The sequence below is a fragment of the Sphingorhabdus sp. genome, from assembly GCF_044354325.1.
GTDB lineage: Bacteria > Pseudomonadota > Alphaproteobacteria > Sphingomonadales > Sphingomonadaceae > Sphingorhabdus_B.
This window is the reverse complement of sequence record NZ_JBILAF010000012.1, coordinates 15,099-32,399: the sequence shown is the minus strand read 5'-3', so window position 1 is coordinate 32,399 and position 17,301 is coordinate 15,099. Positions and strand designations below refer to the sequence as shown.

Below are 17,301 nucleotides of genomic sequence, written 5' to 3'. Positions count from 1 at the left end.
TCGCTTAAGACGATCGCACCAAGCCGCCGCTGCGCGCGCGCATCCACACGGTCGATATTCTTATCGTACGACAGGGCCTCTTCCTGCGTTATCCGGTGGGCGAAATGGCTGAGTATCTCGGCTTCCGTCAGTGGCGCCGCGGACAAGATGCGCGCGCCCGATGCAGCGCCTTGGACATCGGCCACCGCAATCCATTCTTCGCGTGCCAGAAGCGACGCGGTGTCCAACTGCAACCCGCGTCCCATCGCGCTAATCCATTTTTCGCCTTTGTTATCGCGGCGTTTGGCAATGCGATCCGGATAGGCTGTGGCGATGAGGCCGCCGATGCTGAGCGGTTCTTGTTTGCCGGCGCCGCTGCGGCACATCCGCGATATGCGCTGTGCGAGCTTGCGTGCGGCATCCGCCTTGGGGCTGCGTTCGCCGACAAAGCGTTCAAACCGCGTTTCGATATTCTCGCCTTGCCCGCCAAGCCCGCGTTCCTGCAACAGCAGGGCGAGCATCGCCGCATCTTCGCTTTGTCCGCTCTTTGACGCTTCAACGACCATATGTGCGAGCGGTGGCGGTAATGGGAGGTCTGCAAGCTGAACGCCATGCGGCGTAATATGCCCCGCCGCATCGAGCGCGTTGATGGACAGCAAAAGCTTGAGCGCTTGCTGAAGCGCGGGCGCTGGCGGGCCATCAAGCCAGCGCAATTTGGTCGGGTCATTCTCTCCCCAACGCGCGCAGTCGAGCAGCAACGGCGCGAGGTCGCTTTCCAATATTTCAGGTGGGTCAAATGGGGGCAGCCCGCCATTGCCGGCTTCCTGCCACAGCCGGTACGCAACACCCGCCTGCTGCCGCGCGGCCCGCCCTGCCCGCTGGGTTACCGCAGACAGGCTCGCGCGCTCGGTCACCAGACGCGTAACGCCGGCCGCTTGGTCGAACCGCGCGCGCCGCGCCAAGCCACTGTCGATGACGATGCTAACGCCATCAATGGTCAGACTGGTCTCGGCAATGTTGGTCGCAAATATGATTTTCCGGCGCTGCTCCGCGTCACGGCGCACGGCCAGCCTTTGCGCCGCCGGGTCGATTTGGCCATGCAATTTATGCACGACGATGTCTTCGCCAATACTGCCCAGACTGTCCACGGCGCGATCAATTTCGCGCACGCCGGGTAAGAAAACCAGAATATCGCCCTCTTCCTCGGACAGCGCCTGCCGGACCGCGCGCACGATATCGGTTTCGATTGCCTGTTCGGCGCGCCGGCCAACATAGCGGAAATCCAGCGGCCATCTTTTGCCGTCGCTCTCGACCACTGGCGCATCGCCCATCAACTGCGAAAATCTGGAACCATCCAAGGTTGCCGACATGGCAAGCACACGCAGATCGGGCCGGAATGCGGCTTGTGCCTCAAGCGCAAGCGCAAGGCCAAAGTCGCTGTCGATGCTGCGTTCATGAACTTCGTCAAACAAGACCGCAGAAACGCCGACAAGCTCTGGATCGCTGATGATACGGTTTCGAAAAATGCCCTCGGTCATGACCAATATACGGCTATTAGGGCCTTGTTTGCTATCCAGCCGTGTCGTGTAGCCAACCCGTCCCCCGACGGCTTCGCCCAGCCCCTCCGAAATGCGCTCTGCCGCCATACGCGCGGCAAGGCGGCGTGGGGACAGCAGCAAAATCTGGCCATTACAATAAGGTTCGTCCAACAATGCAGGCGCAACCATCGTGGTCTTACCCGCCCCTGGCGGCGCAATCAGGACGGCATTGGGTGATGCACGCAACGATGCCAGCAGGTCGGGCATAACGGCCATGACGGGCAGCATATGGTCCGATGTTTTTTCAGCCATGATGGTTTCCGGCTGTCATCATGAATTGCGCCTGTGCCCGTGCTGCATCGGCACTGACCGTGCGATCAATATGCGCGTGCTATGGCGAATTCGACCGCCTCAGTCAGCGCAGATTTGGCTTCACCATTGGGGAAATGCGCAATCGCATCAATTGCGCGTTGGCCATAATGCCGCGCGCGATCCAGCGTATCGGCAATCGCGTTATGCGCCTGCAGCAACATGCGCGCATGCTGCAGATCTGCGTCCGAAATCCGGTTGCCAAGCATCGCGTCGCGCCAGAATTTCTGTTCATCGGCATCACCGCGGCAATGGGCCAAAATGACGGGCAATGTGACCTTGCCATCGCGGAAATCGTCGCCGCTGTCCTTGCCCATGGTTGCGCCATCGGACACGTAATCAATGGCGTCGTCAACCAATTGAAATGCGATCCCCAGATTGCGGCCATAAGCGTCCAGCGACATTTCTTGCGCATCGCCGCTTTCGGCGACGACTGCAGCGATGCGGCAGGCTGCTGCAAACAACGCCGCAGTCTTCGATCCAATGATTTCGAGATATTTCTCTTCGGTCGTCGAAATCTGCCGCTGGGCGGTCAATTGATTAACCTCGCCCTCTGCAATAACCGCAGACGCGTTCGACAAGATTTTGAGAACCTTAAGCGATCCATCCTCGACCATCAGTTCAAACGAGCGGCTGAACAGGAAGTCCCCGACCAACACCGCGGCAGGGTTTCCGAAAATAAGGTTGGCGGCGGTTTTGCCACGGCGCATGTCGCTTCCGTCGACAACATCATCGTGCAGCAAGGTTGCGGTGTGAATAAATTCAACGGCCGCCGCCAGCTTGTGATGACGCTCACCGGGATAATCGAGAAGCTGCGCACAGGCCAATGTCAGCATCGGGCGCATCCGCTTTCCACCGCCAGCGATAAGATGCCCGGCCAGCTCAGGAATCAGCGGGATTTCGGACTGCATACGGTCCAAAATGACCGCGTTCACCTTGTTCATTCCGGGTGCGACCAGCTTGAACATGGGTTCCAACGATGGCGCACGATTTCCGCCGATTTTATGTATGGTTGCAGTCATAATCGTTTCGCTCTGACGACAGCCGCGTCGCAAGGCAAGTGCAAATGGCGTATTTCCTCTTGTCCGTTGCAGTCATTATCGGCACAGGATGCAGTCATGGACGATCAAGAAACCCTCACCCGTTTTCGTGAAAGCATCGACAATATCGATGCCGCGCTTGTATTCATGCTGGCGGAGCGGTTTAAAATAACGCAGGCGGTGGGCGAGTTTAAGGCGAAATCGGCGCTACCGCCAGCCGACCCTGCCCGCGAAGAACGGCAGATTGAACGGCTTCGTCAACTGGCCCGCGATGCAAAGCTTGATCCCGATTTTACCGAAAAATTCCTGCGCTTCATCATTGATGAAGTCATCCGCCACCATCAGCAGATCCGCGACGCAAGCTGATTAACTGGTTGCTTTGGGCAACCGGAGGCGCACGAGCAACCCGCCCAGATCTTCGCTTTCTTCGAGCCGGACGGTCCCGCCGTAAATTTCGACAACATCGCGAACAATCGCCAAGCCAAGTCCAGTGCCCGGTTTACCGGTGTCTAGACGCGCGCCGCGGTCGAACAAACGTTCACGCTCGCCCTCGGGTATGCCTTTTCCATCGTCCTCAATAAGCATTTCAACAAAATCGCCGGCGTCTTCGACCGTAACAAACACGCTGCCGCCGCCATATTTGGCTGCATTCTCGATCAGGTTGCCGAGCATTTCATCCAGATCCTGCCGTTCGACACGGGCGGAAATTTCCTTGTCGCCCGCCATGTCGAGCCGGACGTGCGAATATAGGCGGCTGACGGCGCGTTCGACGGACTCAAGGCTATCCCATATTTGTGCGCGGCTGTGGCTATGCCCGCGCCGCCCGACGGCACGCGCACGTGCCAAATGATGGTCGACCTGACGCCGCATCGTCGTGGCTTCGCGAATAATGGTGTCGGCGAGGTCGGGTGATTGCGCGGTGGCGCTGTTCATGATGACCGTGAGCGGCGTTTTTAGCGCATGGGCCAAATTCCCGGCATGACGCCGCGATTCTTCGGCCTGCTTCTCATTATGATCGAGCAAGGCGTTCAGTTCATTGACCATGGGCATGACTTCGTCCGGCAAGGCGTCGGTCACCCGGCTTTCACGGCCACTGCGCATCTGCGCAATCGCTTTGCGCACCGCACGCAGCGGCCATAGGCCATAAAATGTCTGGAGCGCGGCCAAGATAATGAGGCCAAGACCGAGCAAAAGAAAACTCGTTACCAGAACGGACCGTAGCTCGATAATTTGCCGGTCAAGGCTGTCACGGCTTTGCGCGACCATGAAGGTCCACGCGATGTCGGAATCGGGTAGCCTGATCGCGCGTTCGGCAATGCGCAGCGGTTCGTCGACAAATTCGTTGCTGTTCCGGAAATGAACCACTTGGTCGTTATGACTGGCCGGCGCGCTCAATGCGCGGTCCCATAATGACCGGGACGGAAAAGGCATCGCGCCCTTCCCGGTGATTTGCCAATATAGACCGCTGTTGGGTTCCAGAAAGCGCTGATCGCCCAACGGGCGGTTCATCCGGATTTCACCATCGGGACCGATTTCCGCAGAAGCAATCATCGCGGTCAGGACATATTCCAGCTGATTGTCGAAATTCTGCTCGACCGAATTGACCAACACGCGGTCAAGCGCGGCGCCGCCGCCGATCAACAATATCGTAATCCACGCCGCAGCGGTCAGAATCATCCGGCGGGTCAGCGAACCCGTGCTCTGAAACTGGCTTCGCCACGTCGGTGCTTGATTGGCCGTTTTCATGGCGACCGGCGGGTTCAGCTCACCGGTTCCTCAAGGCTATAGCCAAGGCCGCGGATCGTCGAGATCACATCTTGGCCAAGCTTTTTGCGGATGCGCGTTACGAACACCTCAATCGTGTTGGAATCGCGGTCAAAATCCTGATCATAAATATGCTCGATCAACTCGGTCCGCGAAACAACCTTGCCCTTGTGGTGCATCAGGTAGGACAGCAGTTTATATTCCTGCGCGGTCAGCTTCACGGGTTGCCCAGCCAGCGTGACGCGGCCTGAACGTGTATCAAGGCGAACCTCGCCAACGGTCAGCTCAGACGAAGCATTGCCCGATGCGCGGCGGATCAGCGCACGAAGGCGCGCGATCAGCTCTTCGGTCTGGAATGGCTTGGCCAGATAATCATCGGCACCCGCATCAAGACCAGCCACCTTGTCGGACCAGCTATCACGCGCTGTCAGAACCAGAACGGGGAATTTACGGCCTTCCTTGCGCCAGCGATCGAGAACCGTGAGGCCGTCAATTTCAGGCAGGCCAAGATCAAGAACGACCGCATCGTAATTTTCGGTTGAGCCCATATAATGGCCGTCTTCGCCGTCGGTGGACAAATCAACTGCGTAGCCAGCACCTTCAAGGGTGGACTTTAATTGCTTGCCCAATGTGGGTTCGTCTTCGACGATCAAGATGCGCATGCTGTCCCCTTTTATTGTCAATATTTGTATCGGAACGTGGCTAGCAGATTCACGTGCAGCCACAAAATCCTATCAGCGTTGGCGTAAAACGTTACCTGTTCGGGCATCTACGTCGACAAATATCACCCTGTCACGGTTGATGAATTTAAGTCGGTAGACTTGCGCAGTCGGGTCATATTCCGGTCCCAAATACTGCATCCCGCGCATTCGCGGCACAACGATCGCCTCAATTTCGGGAAGACGTTTGATCTTCCCGGCCGCCATATCCTGACGCGCATCATCCTGTTCCCCGCGACGCGCATCGGCGGGAAAGGCAGCGAGCAACGCAATTGCGGACAGCCCTGCAAAAATTGAAGTTCGGTTTAACATTCCTGCGCACTACCCCCATGGCATTGAACGTAAAATGAATGGGCCGATCATCACAACCGGCCCGATAAGATTATTTCACCATTTCAAAGGTGAATGAAAGCGTTGCCCCTACACTTAGCTCACCCGGCGCAATGGGTGTCGACTTTTCAGACGCATCCATAGCGCGCATGACCATGGGCCGTGGATAGCCACCGCCTTGGCTGTCGGTTTCTTCAACGCGCAAGACGCGGACATCATTGTATCCGGCCTTTCGTGCAAGGTTTTGTGCGCGGTTCATTGCCGTCGCCCAAACCTTGTCACGGGCAGCGGCACGAAACGCACTGTCATCATCAATGCTGAACGTCGGACCATTGAAGCTTGTCGCGCCATCGACCGCGAGCGCATCCAAAAACGCGCCCAGTTTTTTCAGGTCGCGCAGTTTCGATGTCACCATGTTCGAAGCTTGATAGCCTTTAAAAATTTGCTGCCCGTCGCGATAATCAAATTGCTGATTGAGGCTGATCTGCGTGGTTTGAATATCGCGCTCGGCAATGCCCAATTTCTTCAGCCGCGCGACGACAGAAGCCATTTGAACATTGTTTGCGCGGACCGCCTCGGTCGCCGTTGGTGCCATGGTTTGTACACCCGTTGAGAAGGTCGCGATATCTGGCTTGGCGTCTACAGATTCGGTGATCGTCAGGTCAATGACGGGGTTTGCGGCGGTAATATTGACCTGCGTCGCCATCGCTTCGCCCGACGCCAAAGCTGCGGTTGCCAGCAACGTGGCAAAAATAATTTTACGCATGAAATGCTCCTGTGTGATGCCACCTGCTTATATCGCGGTTTGGCGTGCCCAATCGATATAGGCTTGGCGAAGCTGAACGGTTGCCGAACCGGGCGTTCCATCGCCGATGGTTTTCCCGTTTATTTCCACCACGGGCATCACGAAACCTGACGCCGACGAAACGAAAGCCTCAGCGGCTTGTTCCGCCTCTGCGACCGAAAACGCCCGCTCTTCGATTGTTTGCGCGACCATTGGCAAAACGGCGGCACGGGTAATGCCATGCAGGATTTCGCGGTTCAGCGGGTGGGTCACCAGCACGCCATCTTGCGTAATGATATGCGCGTTTTGCGCGGTCCCCTCTGTCACGACGCCGCCACGTTCCATCCACGCGTCATCAACCCCGCGGGCAATCGCCTCGTTTTTCATCAGCGACGCATATAGCAATTGCGTCGTTTTGATATCGGCCCTGCCCCAGCGCAGATCGGGCAAAGTCACCACACGAATGCCGCGCTTTGCCAATGGCGTCTCTGCCAATGCACGGCTTTGGCTAAAGGCCAAAACGGTCGGCGTTGTGCCTTCGGGTGGGAAAACAAAATCGCGGTCAGTCGGCGCGCCGCGCGTGACTTGCCAATAGATCATGCCTTCCTCGACAGCATTGCGCGCGACAAGTTCGCGGCAAATTGTGAGCCATGCTGCGGCATCAGGCGCGCCTTTAATGCCCAGTTCGCCAAGCGAGCGGGCCAGTCGCTGCACATGGCCGTCAAAATCCACAAGCTTGCCGCCAAGCACCGAGACGACTTCATAGACCGAGTCAGAGAACAGAAATCCCCGGTCGAATACCGATACTTTGCCGTCGATTTCGGGAACATATTCCCCGTTGAGATAAATAGTGCGCATATGACGTCTGTGCTGGAAGCGCCGCTAATCGTCAACATCGACATTGTCATTCCCGTTGCGACCCCCTATCCGCCAGCGCATATGTCTCAACCCCCAATCTTCGCATTCGAAAATCTCGCGCTACAGCAAGGTGGCGGCTGGCTGTTTCAGGATATCGACCTGTTTATTGGCGCACGCGACCGGCTCGCGCTGATTGGCCGCAATGGCGCGGGCAAAACAACGTTGATGAAATTGGTCGCTGGCTCGGTCGAGGCGGACAAAGGCAATCGCGTTGTCGTTCCCGGCACAAATATCGTGATGCTGGAACAAGACCCCGACGTGACATCGTTCGAACGGCTCGTCGATTTTGCCATTCATGGCGAAAAAGGTCCGCCCGAATATGCGGTGCGCGCCATTGCGGACCAGTTAGGCATTAACCTGGACCGCGAAGCCAAGACCGCAAGCGGCGGTGAGAAACGGCGCGCCGCGATTTGCCGCGCATTGGCCAGTGAACCCGATTTGCTGTTGCTGGACGAGCCGACCAACCATTTGGACCTCGCCGCGATTGAATGGCTTGAGGATTGGCTGACGCGGTATCGCGGCGCTTTCATGGTTATCAGCCATGACCGGACGTTTTTGACCCGTCTGACGCGGCAGACATTCTGGCTGGACCGTGGCCTTTTGCGCCGGAATGAGATTGGCTTTGGCGGTTATGATGCATGGACCGAGCGGGTCTATGCCGAAGATGCGCGCAATGCGGACCGGCTGGATGCCAAGCTGAAGATTGAAGCACATTGGCTTGAGCGCGGCGTCACGGCGCGGCGTAAGCGCAATCAGGGACGGCTCGCGAAGTTGTGGGAAATGCGCGCCGCACGCGCCGCAATGATCGGCCCGCAAGGCACCGCCAAACTTGCCGCCGCAAGCGACGACAGCAAAACCAAAACCGTCATCAGCGCAGAAGGCATCGGCAAAAGCTTTGGCGACCGCACGATTATCAAAGATTTCACGCTGCGTATCCAGCGCGGGGACCGTATCGGCATTGTCGGCGCGAACGGCACCGGCAAAACGACTTTAATCCGGATTCTGACCGGTGAAACACAACCCGACAGCGGCAGCATCACGCTATCGCCAACGTTGACCGGTATCGTCATCGATCAGCAGCGCAAATTGCTGACCCCCGAAAAGCGCGTGCGCGATGTACTCGCCGATGGCAGCGACTGGATTGATGTGCGCGGCGTGCGCAAACATGTTCAGGGCTATTTGAAAGAGTTTCTGTTTGACCCGGCATTGATTGAGGCGCGGATCGGCTCGCTATCGGGTGGCGAACAATCGCGCATTTTGCTGGCGCGCGAATTCGCGCGTGAAGCCAATTTGCTGGTGCTGGACGAACCCACAAATGACCTCGACCTTGAAACGTTGGATCTGCTGCAGGAAGTCATTGCCGATTATGACGGCACCGTGCTGATCGTCAGCCACGACCGTGATTTCCTTGACCGAACGGTAACGCTCACCCTTGGCCTTGATGGATCAGGGCATGTCGATATCATTGCGGGCGGTTATGCCGACTGGGAAGCCAAGCGGGACAAGCGCGACAAACCCGCAGCGAAAAAGGCAGACAAACCCGCCCCGCGGCCAGAGGCAAGCAGCGACACCGCGCCCGCCAAAAGGGTTAAGCTGACCTACAAAGACCAGCGCGATTATGATCTGCTGCCCAGCCGCATTGCCGAAATCGATGCCAAGGTTGCGGCAGCCGGAAAGGAAATGGGTGAGCCGACGCTCTACATGAAAAACCCGGCGCGATTTGCCGAACTGACGGCCAAGACCGAAAAACTGCGCGCCGAAAAGGACGCGGCGGAGGAGCGTTGGTTAGAGTTGGCGATGATGGTTGAAGAAGCCGCGACCTAACCCGCTATCCTGTAGAAGGTCACAAGCCGGTCGAGCGCAATTTTCAACACAAGCTTTCCAGACCGCACTGGCCACGACATCTCACGTTCTGCCGCAGGCATGCTCTCGCCCACGCAAATCACGCGCCACGCAATGTCGGATAGGTCAGGGCCAAGCGCGGACAAGGCGTCGTCAAAACGCGCCTTCGCGCTCATCATCCGCTCTGTCCGGTTCAAGCCAGACGGTGCCGCGCGTTTTTGGCGGCCGATCGGAATATTTTCCCACGACATGGTGACATGCGGGCCAAGCGCCGCAGATTCATAATCGCGGCGCAACGTTTCCCCGGCCAACATCTGCCGGTCCGACAAGTGGCCGCGCGCATGCAACCATGAAAGCGGCGATTCCGCGAGGTTGACGGTCACCGTGCGGCGGGCTTTCGCATCACGCGGCACTGGCCCGCTTTCGCGCAAGCCCCGCTCGGCCAATAGCCGTGGATCAGGCAGGTTACGTTTTGCATGGGACTTTGAGGGCATATTTATTCTCCGCTTAATCAGCGAATCACCCTTGCCATGTGGTAAATATTGTAGGAAAGAAAAAACCTATCTGGTGATGGAGTATTTTATGCAAAGCCGAATTCGTGATGTGCGCAGGGCCAAGGGGATGACGCTTGCCGATGTGGCGGAACGGTGCAAACCCGCAACGACGGCGCAGACCATTGGACGACTGGAAACCGGTACGCGGGTGCTGTCGCTGATTTGGATTAACCGCATTGCAGACGCCTTGGGCGTTGAATCGAGCGATTTGGTGGCCCTGCCCGACCAGCAGTTTTTGCCTGTGGCAGCCATCTTAGGCGAAGACGGCACACATGCGCCGACCAAGGAAGAGCGCATCATGGTGCCGAACGTCGGCGGAACGATGGTCGGCCTGCGTATTGCCGTCGCAACGGGCGAATATCGCCGTGGTGACGAATTATGGCTTGAACAGATTCAGCCTGATGCTTTTGGATCGGCGCTCAATCTCGACGTTTTGGTTCCACGTCCCGGCGGCCGCTTCCTCTTTGGGCGATTATTGGGCCGCGAGGCGGGCAAGCTGCATCTGCTGCCGCTGGAAGCTGGAGCACGGCAACAGGTGGTTGCAGACCCGGCATGGATTGCGAAAGCCGTACGGCTCGTTCGCAAGCTGTAGAGCGCTTGGTGCGGATATCACCGCGAACGGGCAGGCATTCTCCTAAAAAGAAAATGCCCGCCCGTTAGCCGAATTTCACGGACGTCCGGATTAAGATTCAAAACCTTCGATGATGCGCTCGGCCTTTGAACCGGCTTCATCGGTTGGCACAAAGCTGTGCGAACCGACCTTGAGCCAGATCAGGATTGGCGCAGCCTGGTAAATCGAAGAATATGTTCCGACGACAATACCGAACGCCATCGCAGCGCTGAATCCGAAAATAACGTCTGGTCCAAACAGCACCAGAACGATCAACGGCAGCGAGATCGACACGCTGGTCATAACGGTGCGCGACAATGTTTCGTTCACCGAAAGGTTCAAGAGCGATGCCATTTCCATCTTGCGGAATTTCATCAGATTCTCGCGAATACGGTCATAGACAACCACGGTATCGTTCAACGAATAACCGATGATCGTCAGCAGGGCCGCAATGATATTCAGGTCGAACTCCCAACCCGTCAGCGCGAACAGGCCGAAGGTAAGCGTCACGTCGTGAACAAGCGACCAGATGGCGCCCACGCCGAATTGCCATTCGAACCGGAACCAAATGTAGATCGATACGCCAGCCATAGCTGCAAGCAGCGCGAGAATGCCCTTGCTGAACAATTCTTCCGATACCTTACCTGACACCGAATCCACGCCGTCAATGCGGACATCGGGGTGACCCGCTTTCAAGGTGTCGGTAATCTTTGTCGCCATGGCATTGGCAAGCTCAGGATTCTTGTCCGCGCCTTCTGGCAATTTCATGCGGATCGAGACCTGATTTTCTGCGCCAAAACGCTGAATGGTCGGATCGCCATAGCCGAGCTTCGCGACGGTTTCGCGCAATTCAGTAACGGGTGCGGCCGCGCTTTGCGTGAATGTCGCGCGGATCATTTGGCCGCCGATAAAATCGACACCAAAGTTCAGGCCCTTTGTGGCCACCAAGCCAACCGACGCGACCATGAGCAACAGGCTGATGCCAAAGGCCCATGTCCGCCATTTCAGAAAATCGATATTGGTATCGTCAGGAACGAGTTTGAGCAGTTTCATGTCTATATCCTCAAATCGTCAGTTCATGGGGACGCGTGCGTTTCACCCAGCGTGAGACCCACATGCGCGTGATGGTAACTGCGGTGAACACCGATGTGACGATCCCGATCATCAAAACCACTGCGAAACCGCGAATGGGTCCGGAACCAAAGATGAACAGCAATACCGCGGCAATGACGTTGGTGCTGTTCGCGTCAAAAATGGCGCGGCTGGCTTCTTTATAGCCAAATTCAATCGCCTGCACGACACGGCGGCCACGTTTCAATTCTTCGCGAATACGTTCGTTGATAAGCACGTTTGCGTCAACCGCAGCACCAATGGTCAGAACAAAGCCGGCAATACCCGGTAGGGTCAGCGTTGCATTGGCAAATGCCATCACGCCAAGGATCATGGCGACGTTGATGACCAACGCGAAGTTGGCATACATGCCGAAGCGGCCATAAACGAGGAACATCAGGACCAGAATTGCAGTGGTACCGATGACCGCAGCCAAAATGCCGCGGCGAATGGAGTCAGCACCCAAATCCGGGCCAACCGAACGTTCCTCAACAATCTTCAGGTCAACCGGCAATGCGCCTGACCGAAGCGAGATGGACAGCGCGTTGGCACTTTCCGTCGTGAAGCTTCCGGAAATCTGCGAGACGCCACCAAAAATCGGTTCGCGAATTTGCGGCGCGGAAATCACTTGTCCGTCCAACACGATGGCGAACAGCTTGTTGACATTCTGCTGCGTCATGCGGGCAAATTTCTGCCCGCCTTCGCTATCAAACTGGATGGTGACCGCTGGCTCATTTGTCTGCGAGTCAAATGTCGGGTCAGCTTTAACCAGCTTGTCGCCGGAAATGCCGCCCAACCGGCGCACGGCAATGTACGGCAAACCGGAGGGGTTATCGGGATAGGGCAGAACTTGGCTGCCAACGCGGGCCTTGCCCTGCGCGGTCTGATCGGGATCGGCTTGTTCGTCGACAAGTTTGAATTCAAGCTTGGCCGTCTTACCAATCAATGCCTTCAACGCCTCTGGATCATCCAATCCGGGGACCTGAACAACGATGCGATTTTCACCCTGACGGATGATCGTAGGCTCAAGCGTGCCCAAGGCGTTGATGCGGCGATCGATAACGTCCTTTGCCGTATCCATCGCTTGGTCGAGTGCAGTTTCATCGCCTGTGCCCGCTGGTGTCAGGATCATGCGGTTGCCGTCATTCACGCCGATGTTCCAGTCGCGGCCGCCGGTTGCATTGCTGGTCAGCGGCAACAACGCCTCGCGGGCTGCGTCGACTTGAGCGGGGCTGTCGACCGTAAAGCTCAATTGTCCGTTGGCACGCGACACATCCGAAATCGCAATCCGCGGATCGGCGCGGCGCATTGTCGTTCTGACGCTATCTTCCAAAGCTTCCAACCGGGTTTCGGCAAGCTGCGAGGTGTCGGCCTCAAGCAGAATGTGGCTACCACCCGCAAGGTCGAGACCAAGGTTGATGGTCGGCGTCGGCACAAATTGCGCGAGCTGCGCCCTGATGTGGGTAGGCAACACGCTTGGTATGGCAAAAAGCACACCCAGAATAATCAGGGTGTTGAGCATCCATACGCGCCAACGGGGAAAATCAAGCATAGGCTGGGTCCGAACGAACTGGGAAAACGGAATTTGGGGTCGACAGAACTTCTGTTCAACCCCAGCGATTAATCGTTAGCAGCTTTGGCGCCGCGCGGCTGTACATTGGCGATGGTGGATTTAACCGCCTTCACCCGCACATTTGGCGCGATTTCGACTTCGACATAGTCATCGGCAACTTTCGTTACCTTGCCCATCAAGCCACCCGCAGTGATGACGTCATCATTCTTCTGCACCGCGTTGATTTTCGCCTCATGCTCCTTGGCGCGCTTTTGCTGCGGGCGAATGAGAAACATGTAGAAAACGACGAAGATCAAAAGCAGTGGGAACAGCTGCACAAAAAATGCCGAACCACCCGCGCCACCAGCTGCAGCGCTCAAGATAACAAACTCCATCGGAAACCTCACATTTTAAAAAAGGCGCCCAATGCAGGCGCGGTCCTGAACAATCGGGCGCGATTATCACCTGCACCCAGCTGACGCAACGTCAAAGCGTCCAAACCGCGCTTGCTTTTAGGAAACCAGCGCCATATAGGCGCGCTTCCACTGGCCTCGGCGAGGTCTTTGGCGGTCGGGACGTAGCGCAGCCTGGTAGCGCATCACACTGGGGGTGTGGGGGTCGCAGGTTCGAATCCTGTCGTCCCGACCAATTATTCCAAGGCTTACCGCACAATTCCTTAGAATGTCATTGTCGATAAGCCCGCCGTGACATCACGCGCAGCAATTTCTTGCGCGGTTCAGCGCCATGTGGACATGAGGAGCCTTCTCATACCAGGGCGTCTAAATAGCGCTCAATTCAATCGTTAGAACATCGCTATACATACCAGCTCTTTCCGCTGAAACTGCACCAATTGTTAGGTCCAGGGGCAGGGACGTTCCGGCAAGCGACCGGGGTGGTTCGAATATCCATTCCCAGTACTTGGTAAGATCGACCGGCGCTTCGGAAAGTTGCGCACTATAAGCAATACCGCCCTCGTCATTGGCGCCACCCTCTCGCATGAGCCGGCCGCTATTGGCAGAAACAATCGAAAGGCGGGCGGTTGTATTCGCGCGCACCTCAAGAAACACGCGCCTGGTTGAATTGGACGCGATTTCTCCAAAATCCACCTGCGCCACGCTGGGGCCTTGGCCAAATGTTCCGGCTGCGCCGACGATATTCATTTGCGCGCGCGGTTGGGCGAACAGGCTCACTCTGAGCGGCAGGCTGGAGACCGGGACTGACGCATTGCCATCACCGCGTATGCCGACGGTCAGGTCGGCTTCGTGCCGGCCTGCTGATGCGACTGCATCCTTTATGACCAGACCGCTTATAACAACGCCCGTGGACCGACCATGTGCAAGGTTCAGACGCCAGATGCCCGGAATGGCGCTCGGATTCAGTAAAGCGTCTCCGCTGCGCGCGGAAAATGCGACGAGAATTCCTGAATTTGCGATCTCGACTTCCGCGGTCGAAAGCTGCGCGGCATCCATTAGGACGATTTCTACCGCGCAATCTTGTTCACTCTTGTTCGTTACGGTGAACGCCAGCTGCCCCTCGCTGCGCGTAAACGCGAAAGGGTCGTATTCAATGTACATTGCCGAGCTGTCAGGCGTTATCTCGGTCTCACAAGCATGAGCGGCACCGGGTAATGCGGCGGCAAGCGCGCATCCCAATACGAAAAACAGCATATTGCTTTTACCGCGCCAAATGAATCGTGCCAACATCGCTCACTCCTTTCGTGTCTTTACCGATTTCAAATTCTGCGCTTCCACGTCCTGGCATAGTTAGGCGGTAACGTCCCGGTGCTAGCCGGTCTGCGACGAACCGTCCCGCGCGGTTGGTGAAGAATGATCGTTCAACCCAGCCATCCAATAGTTTGGCGTCTAACGGTGTGATGAAACCAGACGACAGCGCCACCGGCCCATCATCTCCATGCAGAAATCCAACGGCGATATGTGACGCGTCGCTGCCGATCATGATCCGATATCCCGATCCGTAGCCGGGGAAGAGATTGATGTTGCCTGCACCAAGATCATATCCAATCGGTAGCGGGTCGACTTTAACATCGTAACGGCTGACCCCGTAAGCTCGGCCAATGGGCACAAGCGCAGGACCGAAAAGGCCCGAACGGGCAATGACCCTATCCCCCGCACCGATCAGCGCCTGCGATCCTTTGAGCGACCGGTGGACCGGCACCACTACAAATCCTTCGTCAATGGCCCGCCCCACAGCAAAGCTGCCGCCGGCATATCCAATCGCTGTGCGCATGTTCCAGTCGGAAGCATTACGGGTCTTTCCGCCCGGCCCTGCGCTTTCAAGGCGGTTGTGGTTCACGACCAAGTCGAAACGGTTATTCACATACGCTATTCTGGCCGAAGCATCGGAGGCATCGTCTTCCTTGGTATAGCGCAGATACCCGCTGACTTCTTCCAGCCTGCCTTCCGGCGCACGGCTGGCTTCCAACTCTGTACGATGCGTGCCGCTATCGTAGCGGGCGTTCACATTATCGCGCCGACCAAGACGCACAGACAATCCAATAGCGACACGGCTTTCATTTCCTTGGCCATTGGAAAATACGGTTCGTGATCCGGTGATCGTGGCACCAATCCGTCCAAAACTTCGGCCAAGGGTAAGGTCATAGCGGTACGAATTGGGTAATCCGTCGCGTGATAGACCATAGCTCACGCCCGCGCCTGTGCTGATACCAAAAGGTGCCAGCCACTGAACTTGCAGCGCGGCGTCGAGCACGCGGCCATTGCGCGTGCTGCGAGAGAAAGCGTCTGAAAAATCTGCGCTGCGATAAACAGCCGAGCCCACCACGCGCAGGTCAGCCTCTGAACGGAGCGAGAATTCTCCACGATAGTCTGCGGATAGCGCGAGATCGACGCCGCCTTTGCCAAATCGGGTGCTGGTGGCGCCTTCAAGCTGGAACAGCCCTATCTGTGTGCCGATGGTGGCAACGCCTCCAAATTGGGCCCGGTTTGCGCTGGCTTGGCCATTTATACCCAGCGTCAATGTATCGGATATTCCACGATACCAATAGCCGGTTGCAGCTGGTAAAAAGCCATAGGACAAGGTCCCTTTTTGCCTGACGCCGACAGCACCGCCGAATTCCGAAACGCCGGCGGTTAGCAGGCTCGTCGTGTTGAACACGTCGAAGTTCACGATTTCTTGTCGCCCGCCGATATCTTCAACGACAAGTTTAATCTGATTGGGTCCGGCAGTGAACGGGAAATCGCTAATATTATAGCGTCCTGCCTGCAACTGGATGGTCTGGACGCGTACTTGGTTCACGAAAACATCGACACTGGAATCGCGTTGTAGCGTGAATTCCTGACGCCCTGTGGGCCGTGTGTTCTGGAATGGCCGGATAGTAGAATAGGCCCGCTCGACGCCCACACCCAATATACCGCCAGAGCCTTGAAAAGAGGTCGAACTGGGCGTGAATTCTCCAGCCGTGGCGCGAATGCCTTGATCAAACAGATCGTGCGTCAGCCGCGTTTCCTGCCTTTGCCAATGCTGTCCGTCATAAATCGCGCCACTGGTCAACGTGACCCCTTCAAAACCGCCGATATTTGCAATCAGATCCAAATTGGCACGCAGCCGTTCGAAACCGCCCTCTTCAAACGCGTAACGCTGTCCCAAACCAATATTTAATCCGGCGGCAAAACCGCTTGGCTGATCGAATGATGACGGGATCGGTGTTGCTTGCTCGGCGGACAGCCGCAGGTCGCTGGGCAGCGAAGCGTCGGCGGCCAGAGTGGCTTTTACCACCAGCGCCAGACTGTCAAAAGCAATGGAAAATGCCCCGGTATCGAGATCCGAAAAATCGACTTTGGTTTTACCAGCGATGCGCGCATTTATGTCTGAAAGGAGCGGCGCATCGACAATCGGGCGAAGCAAATCGATCAACCTGACTGCGTCGATCTCACCGTCGCCTTTCGCATCGACCGCGACACTGATGGTGCCCAGAAATTTACCGTTGACGACAAGCGATACTTCAAGCGGAACCCGCACTGCGATCTTACCTGCCACCGCAGGTCCGCTGTCCTGCTGGCCTGCCCCATAAACATCAGCTGTATCAGAACCGGCGGCAACTGCCCCGTCGCCCGCAGAATATCCGACAGCCGAATAAGGGGCAATCATGGCAAGAATAGCCGTGCCACCGGTCGCGGCCCAGCGGATGGTAGGTCGCCGAACCATATTGGGATGC

The 17,301-nt window shown here is 57.0% G+C and carries 16 protein-coding genes and 1 tRNA gene; 4 read left to right on the top strand and 13 right to left on the bottom strand.

Annotated features, from left to right (window positions below; translation table 11 throughout):
• Together hrpB and ACIQ0G_RS02395 are read right to left on the bottom strand one after the other, a co-directional pair.
• A partial coding sequence (hrpB, locus tag ACIQ0G_RS02400) for an ATP-dependent helicase HrpB (RefSeq protein WP_397576523.1) occupies positions 1–1,829 on the bottom strand: 1,829 nt, incomplete at its 3' end.
• Positions 1,830–1,894: 65 nt separating this feature from the next.
• Complete coding sequence (locus tag ACIQ0G_RS02395; RefSeq protein ID WP_397576522.1) at positions 1,895–2,908, bottom strand: polyprenyl synthetase family protein; 1,014 nt, start codon at positions 2,906–2,908, stop codon at positions 1,895–1,897.
• 96 nt (positions 2,909–3,004) lie between these two features.
• Here ACIQ0G_RS02395 and ACIQ0G_RS02390 point away from each other — a divergent pair, with 96 nt between their 5' ends.
• Complete coding sequence (locus tag ACIQ0G_RS02390; RefSeq protein ID WP_183941418.1) at positions 3,005–3,292, top strand: chorismate mutase; 288 nt, start codon at positions 3,005–3,007, stop codon at positions 3,290–3,292.
• On the opposite strand, the gene ACIQ0G_RS02385 is transcribed toward ACIQ0G_RS02390, so the two are convergent.
• The 5 genes from ACIQ0G_RS02385 to ACIQ0G_RS02365 all read right to left on the bottom strand — a co-directional run bounded on the left by ACIQ0G_RS02385 (position 3,293) and on the right by ACIQ0G_RS02365 (position 7,381).
• A complete protein-coding gene (locus ACIQ0G_RS02385) occupies positions 3,293–4,672 on the bottom strand; it encodes an ATP-binding protein (RefSeq protein WP_397576521.1) in 1,380 nt (459 codons plus the stop codon).
• A gap of 14 nt (positions 4,673–4,686) precedes the next feature.
• Entirely contained in the window at positions 4,687–5,352 is a 666-nt protein-coding gene (locus ACIQ0G_RS02380) for a response regulator transcription factor (RefSeq protein WP_397576520.1), read from the bottom strand.
• 72 nt (positions 5,353–5,424) lie between these two features.
• Positions 5,425–5,721 (bottom strand): hypothetical protein, encoded by a 297-nt coding sequence (locus tag ACIQ0G_RS02375; RefSeq protein ID WP_397576519.1) that lies wholly within the window; start codon positions 5,719–5,721, stop codon positions 5,425–5,427.
• 70 nt (positions 5,722–5,791) lie between these two features.
• Positions 5,792–6,505, bottom strand: a complete 714-nt coding sequence (locus ACIQ0G_RS02370) for an SIMPL domain-containing protein (protein ID WP_397576518.1) — start codon at positions 6,503–6,505, stop codon at positions 5,792–5,794.
• A gap of 27 nt (positions 6,506–6,532) precedes the next feature.
• Positions 6,533–7,381 (bottom strand): D-amino-acid transaminase, encoded by an 849-nt coding sequence (locus ACIQ0G_RS02365; RefSeq protein WP_397576517.1) that lies wholly within the window; start codon positions 7,379–7,381, stop codon positions 6,533–6,535.
• Between the two features lie 81 nt (positions 7,382–7,462).
• On the opposite strand from ACIQ0G_RS02365, the gene ACIQ0G_RS02360 reads away from it, so the two are divergent.
• Positions 7,463–9,265 carry an ABC-F family ATP-binding cassette domain-containing protein gene (locus ACIQ0G_RS02360; protein WP_397576524.1) on the top strand — a complete coding sequence of 601 codons (1,803 nt, stop codon included), beginning with the start codon at positions 7,463–7,465 and terminating at the stop codon, positions 9,263–9,265.
• On the opposite strand, the gene ACIQ0G_RS02355 is transcribed toward ACIQ0G_RS02360, so the two are convergent.
• Complete coding sequence (locus ACIQ0G_RS02355) at positions 9,262–9,777, bottom strand: DUF6456 domain-containing protein (protein WP_397576516.1); 516 nt, start codon at positions 9,775–9,777, stop codon at positions 9,262–9,264. The genes ACIQ0G_RS02360 and ACIQ0G_RS02355 overlap by 4 nt on opposite strands.
• 88 nt (positions 9,778–9,865) lie before the next feature.
• Between ACIQ0G_RS02355 and ACIQ0G_RS02350 the strand changes: the two genes are divergently transcribed.
• On the top strand, positions 9,866–10,429 hold the full coding sequence (locus ACIQ0G_RS02350) for a helix-turn-helix domain-containing protein (protein ID WP_397576515.1): 564 nt from the start codon (positions 9,866–9,868) through the stop codon (positions 10,427–10,429).
• A gap of 90 nt (positions 10,430–10,519) precedes the next feature.
• Here ACIQ0G_RS02350 and secF read toward each other — a convergent pair whose 3' ends face one another.
• The 3 genes from secF to yajC all read right to left on the bottom strand — a co-directional run bounded on the left by secF (position 10,520) and on the right by yajC (position 13,504).
• Complete coding sequence (secF, locus tag ACIQ0G_RS02345; protein ID WP_397576514.1) at positions 10,520–11,500, bottom strand: protein translocase subunit SecF; 981 nt, start codon at positions 11,498–11,500, stop codon at positions 10,520–10,522.
• Positions 11,501–11,510: 10 nt separating this feature from the next.
• The gene (gene secD / locus ACIQ0G_RS02340) at positions 11,511–13,109 is read right to left on the bottom strand and encodes a protein translocase subunit SecD (protein WP_397576513.1); all 1,599 of its coding nucleotides are present in this window, start codon (positions 13,107–13,109) and stop codon (positions 11,511–11,513) included.
• 68 nt (positions 13,110–13,177) lie between these two features.
• Positions 13,178–13,504 (bottom strand): preprotein translocase subunit YajC, encoded by a 327-nt coding sequence (gene yajC, locus ACIQ0G_RS02335; RefSeq protein WP_397576512.1) that lies wholly within the window; start codon positions 13,502–13,504, stop codon positions 13,178–13,180.
• 176 nt (positions 13,505–13,680) lie between these two features.
• On the opposite strand from yajC, the gene ACIQ0G_RS02330 reads away from it, so the two are divergent.
• Positions 13,681–13,757, top strand: a tRNA-Pro gene (locus ACIQ0G_RS02330).
• Positions 13,758–13,888: 131 nt separating this feature from the next.
• On the opposite strand, the gene ACIQ0G_RS02325 is transcribed toward ACIQ0G_RS02330, so the two are convergent.
• On the bottom strand, positions 13,889–14,761 hold the full coding sequence (locus ACIQ0G_RS02325; RefSeq protein ID WP_397576511.1) for a hypothetical protein: 873 nt from the start codon (positions 14,759–14,761) through the stop codon (positions 13,889–13,891).
• A gap of 22 nt (positions 14,762–14,783) precedes the next feature.
• Positions 14,784–17,291, bottom strand: coding sequence for a hypothetical protein (locus tag ACIQ0G_RS02320; RefSeq protein ID WP_397576510.1), 2,508 nt, complete (start codon positions 17,289–17,291; stop codon positions 14,784–14,786).
• Between the last annotated feature and the right edge of the window lie 10 nt (positions 17,292–17,301).

Coding starts and splice junctions, on each gene's coding strand:
- ACIQ0G_RS02395 (WP_397576522.1), bottom strand. CDS start 2,908: ATGACTGCAACCATACATAAAATCGGCGGAAATCGTGCGCCATCGTTG.
- ACIQ0G_RS02390 (WP_183941418.1), top strand. CDS start 3,005: ATGGACGATCAAGAAACCCTCACCCGTTTTCGTGAAAGCATCGACAAT.
- ACIQ0G_RS02385 (WP_397576521.1), bottom strand. CDS start 4,672: ATGAAAACGGCCAATCAAGCACCGACGTGGCGAAGCCAGTTTCAGAGC.
- ACIQ0G_RS02380 (WP_397576520.1), bottom strand. CDS start 5,352: ATGCGCATCTTGATCGTCGAAGACGAACCCACATTGGGCAAGCAATTA.
- ACIQ0G_RS02375 (WP_397576519.1), bottom strand. CDS start 5,721: ATGTTAAACCGAACTTCAATTTTTGCAGGGCTGTCCGCAATTGCGTTG.
- ACIQ0G_RS02370 (WP_397576518.1), bottom strand. CDS start 6,505: ATGCGTAAAATTATTTTTGCCACGTTGCTGGCAACCGCAGCTTTGGCG.
- ACIQ0G_RS02365 (WP_397576517.1), bottom strand. CDS start 7,381: ATGCGCACTATTTATCTCAACGGGGAATATGTTCCCGAAATCGACGGC.
- ACIQ0G_RS02360 (WP_397576524.1), top strand. CDS start 7,463: ATGTCTCAACCCCCAATCTTCGCATTCGAAAATCTCGCGCTACAGCAA.
- ACIQ0G_RS02355 (WP_397576516.1), bottom strand. CDS start 9,777: ATGCCCTCAAAGTCCCATGCAAAACGTAACCTGCCTGATCCACGGCTA.
- ACIQ0G_RS02350 (WP_397576515.1), top strand. CDS start 9,866: ATGCAAAGCCGAATTCGTGATGTGCGCAGGGCCAAGGGGATGACGCTT.
- secF (WP_397576514.1), bottom strand. CDS start 11,500: ATGAAACTGCTCAAACTCGTTCCTGACGATACCAATATCGATTTTCTG.
- secD (WP_397576513.1), bottom strand. CDS start 13,109: ATGCTTGATTTTCCCCGTTGGCGCGTATGGATGCTCAACACCCTGATT.
- yajC (WP_397576512.1), bottom strand. CDS start 13,504: ATGGAGTTTGTTATCTTGAGCGCTGCAGCTGGTGGCGCGGGTGGTTCG.
- ACIQ0G_RS02320 (WP_397576510.1), bottom strand. CDS start 17,291: ATGGTTCGGCGACCTACCATCCGCTGGGCCGCGACCGGTGGCACGGCT.